General features: G+C 36.9%; 6 protein-coding genes. 1 reads left to right on the top strand and 5 read right to left on the bottom strand.

Features of this window, described 5'->3' with window-relative positions; translation table 11 throughout:
• Positions 1–17: 17 nt before the first annotated feature.
• From IE867_RS14100 to IE867_RS14115, 4 genes are all read right to left on the bottom strand, one after another.
• Entirely contained in the window at positions 18–323 is a 306-nt protein-coding gene (locus IE867_RS14100; RefSeq protein ID WP_192485349.1) for an HU family DNA-binding protein, read from the bottom strand.
• Positions 324–416: 93 nt separating this feature from the next.
• Positions 417–1,151, bottom strand: coding sequence for an endonuclease (locus tag IE867_RS14105; protein WP_192485350.1), 735 nt, complete (start codon positions 1,149–1,151; stop codon positions 417–419).
• Positions 1,152–1,180: 29 nt separating this feature from the next.
• Positions 1,181–1,621: a hypothetical protein gene (locus IE867_RS14110; RefSeq protein ID WP_192485351.1), complete on the bottom strand. Its 441-nt coding sequence runs from the start codon at positions 1,619–1,621 to the stop codon at positions 1,181–1,183.
• 48 nt (positions 1,622–1,669) lie between these two features.
• Positions 1,670–2,431, bottom strand: coding sequence for a complement resistance protein TraT (locus tag IE867_RS14115; protein WP_192485352.1), 762 nt, complete (start codon positions 2,429–2,431; stop codon positions 1,670–1,672).
• Between the two features lie 133 nt (positions 2,432–2,564).
• On the opposite strand from IE867_RS14115, the gene IE867_RS14120 reads away from it, so the two are divergent.
• Positions 2,565–2,969, top strand: a complete 405-nt coding sequence (locus IE867_RS14120) for a hypothetical protein (protein ID WP_192485353.1) — start codon at positions 2,565–2,567, stop codon at positions 2,967–2,969.
• A 10-nt stretch (positions 2,970–2,979) separates the two neighbouring features.
• Here the strand turns inward: IE867_RS14120 and IE867_RS14125 are convergent.
• Positions 2,980–3,723: hypothetical protein (locus IE867_RS14125; protein WP_192485354.1), on the bottom strand; the 744-nt coding region annotated here is incomplete at its 5' end.

Raw genomic sequence — 3,723 nt, forward strand, 5'->3', positions numbered from 1 at the left:
CTCGTTATTGTCAGTCATTATTTACCATTAACAACGGCTTTTAAGCTTTTACCCGCAGTGAATTTTGGCGTTTTAGATGCCTTGATTTTTAGCACTTCACCTGTCTTTGGATTGCGACCCTCACGAGCTGCACGTTCGCCTACGCTGAATTTTCCAAAACCAAGAAAATTGACTGAATCGCCATTTTTGACAATATCAGTAACCGCTTCAACAAATGCGTCAACTGATCTGTTAGCATTATCCTTGGTTGCGTTCATTTTTTCTGCAACTAACGCCACAAATTCCGCTTTATTATAATTTTTAACTTCTGTTTTCTTAGTCATGTGGTAACTCCTTTAAAATTAACATAATGAAAATATACCTTGATGATAGCTATTACAAGGCTTTTAACCGAAATTCTTAATCAATTGATCACACTATCGCATTAATCTATCGATTCTTTGCTTGCGTGTCTTTTCCCAATCGCTGATAGGGTATTTATTAGCCCAAGCTTCCATTAATTGACGATCTTGTTTTGATAGCTTAAGTTTGTAAGTATCAGCCATATATAAATAGGCGCGACCAATGAAGCCTTTAGTGTAATCTGCGGGGTAGGCTTTGCGTTCTTTAAAGTCTACCTTAAAAGCACACTTACCATATTGCCCTGTTAGCTTGCTGTTGGTATCCGCAAAACGATAGTTAGATCGATCACCATTTACTTCACCAATGGCGGGTACTAAGTTGTAAGGGTCAGCTTGCATTAATCTAAATTGCTTAGATGTCTTTTCACAACACTTGCGACCCTTGTAAGATTTTCCTGCACTATCGATACATTGACTGTCACCCTTATACCAACACGCTAATTGTCGCCCAAAGTTTTCAGCGGGCATAATATGCTCCCACTCAATACGAGAGGCACGTGTTTCATTTTTGCGATAATGAAAACCATCTTGAATAGGATTAACAACCGCTTTTTCTTTGCCTTTGACTTGCTTAACCTCAAAAGGCACTTGGCAATAAAAGGTTTCCTTGTGATCATAGTAAACTTGCTTAAGCAGCACTTTCTTTGTCTTTGAAAATGATTGATTATCTTTAAGACTCGTTGAGCTAAAGCCGAGGATTGGCAGCGTGAGGAATAGTAACGCTGTGTTTTTAACTGATAGATTAAACATTGTTTCTTAATTTCCCATTTTTGAAGTGGTTATTGTACCTTGTTTTGTGCTGATGATTGCTTACACAAAGCAAAAAGTGACAATGATTTTTCACGTTTCTTTGCCATTATATTTGCCAAGGTTTCAATTGTTCTGATCTTAAAAATAAGAACAATCAAAGTGATCACTAAAGCAATCTGTTCAGAAATGACAATAAAACCGTCATAATCATAATTAGCTAAGTTCAACCCTAGAAAAATATAATATGCCTTTAAAAACAAGGTTGAACATAACATTAAAGCAATTGTCGTAAAATATATTAAAACGCCATACATTAAAAATGAACAACAGAGTTCTAAAATATGAACGAATAATGCTTTGCGTCTACTGGTGCTATTGGTTATGTGTTCAACGGTTGTCTTACTTGGATTAAAACACAAATACATTGCACAAAATAAGACAACGACTGATGATAAAAGATAAATAATCATATTGAAAATCCTTAATATTAGTTAAAAAAATATTGTTGAAAGCGAACCCTAAACCCCAAAAATCCCACTAACTTGTTTTGCAATCTGAGCCTGTAACTCTGGCGTAGCTTCTTCAAACTTCAAATTCACCTGATTGGCAACTGAAACAATCCTTGTGCGATACCTCAACCAGTCTGATTTTTGGTTATAGGTTTGTGATACGTTACTTTGTGTGCCTTGTGACAGATTCGATTGCGTTGTCTGTGTCACTTGTCCGTCTTTGGTTTTAACCGATACCTGAACATCGGTAATCATACTGTAATAGACATTTTCAACTAACGAGTTAGCAATCCAAGAAACGCCAGAAGTTACCGCACCAACACCAAGACCAGCTCCCACCGAACCTGTCGCATACCCTGCTGCCAATCCTGCTAAGGCACCTGTGGCAATATCAGCACCAAAGCCACCACTTAAAGCACCCCAAGCAGAAGCTTCATTTTTAGCTTGACCCATTTGTAGCACATTAATTTGCACCATATCGTTTGCTTGTGAAATGTCATTCACCACACGCCAACCGTTACGCTGTAAGTCTTGCGCTAAGTTTTCCCTTAATCCGCTAAAGTCCTCACTGAGTGTACTTCTTACTTGAATGTAAATGGTTTTGTCACTTTCAGCTACTGGATCAAGAAAAATAGTGTCGGACATTTTGGAATTAACAACTAAATTTCTGTGTTTGATACTGGTTGATATAGCTGCACAGCCACTTAAACTTAACAAGGTAGCTCCCAGTGTTAGGCTTAGGGTTGCTTTAGTGAGTTGTGATTTTTTCATGTGTTTTTTCCTTTTAGTTGGGGTTGAAAATTTAATTTTAAGGTTTGCTTTACGTTTTGATTTTCCTTGTCAAAATCCTTTATTTATGCTAAGTTGCTGAAAGCAAAAATGATAAGTAATAAGGAAATTAACAATGAACGATAATCAAAAAGAAAGACTGCTAAAAATCGCTGAAAGTAATCCTGAGTTGGCTAGAGAAATGTTAGATTTCATGAAAGATGAAAAAAAACAATCCAACGAGCCAATTGCTGTCAAGATGGTTAAAGCAGAAGAGGATAAAATAGAGATTACCGCTGAGCAGAAGAAGTATGCGATTAGGTATTTTGCGACTGTTGCTATTGGTGCAGTGTCGTTTATCGCATTAGTGCTTACTATGCTTATAGGAGTAAGTTATGATGATAGATTTTTCAGTTTAATTTTGGTTGCATTTGTTTTAGCGCCTACTGTTATTTTCAGCTCATGGTACTTTGCTTATAAAGCAGGTATGCCAACCATCAAATTCATCATGGCAAAACACTTTAAATTACCTGCGCATTAACGCTATCTTATTATTTTTTGTCTTTACCAAATAAATTACTCCAAGCTTCTTTGCCAACACTGCCATTTTCACGGGCTGCGTCTTTATTGAGTTGTTGAATATCGTAACCATCTTTCTTGCCCATTAAATCCTTGATCATATCAGCATTCTTATGCTCATTTAAACGCAAGATACTACGATCAACATTATGCTGAATATTCTCTGCACGATTATCTCGATCAGCTAATAACTCACCACCGTGTTGCTGTACCTGTTTATTAATTTTGTTTAACTCCGACATATCAGGACGTTCAAGATCAAACGGATTCTTAGGTTGATCAATAACAGGTGGCTGATCAATTGTTAAGCCTAATCTACGCATTTCAGCTAAAGTGGCTTGATTCAACTGCTCATAATTACTCATTGTTGACTGCATTGTTTCTCCTCGTCTTTGATGAATATCATACTCAAGATTGCTTTGATTAATACTGCTTTCTTTGTCAACTTGGCGATGATTCGCTTCTTTTTCGGTATCGATAATATCTTTACCGTTATTAAAGCGTTGATCATTGCTATTGATTTCAGTTTGCGCTCTTGAATCAATGCTTGCTGCATTTTCTCGATACCAATCTAAATAAACATCACTATTCGCTTGAACAAAGTCAGCTTGTGCTTGCTTGAATTGCGGGTCATTTTGTCGGCTTATATCCCCGAGCCATGCGCCCGCCTGATCAGCATAGTTAGAATGAATATAATTATTGAAGTCTGGCATTTT

The sequence above is a fragment of the Cysteiniphilum marinum genome, assembly GCF_014857925.1.
GTDB lineage: Bacteria > Pseudomonadota > Gammaproteobacteria > Francisellales > Francisellaceae > Caedibacter > Caedibacter marinus.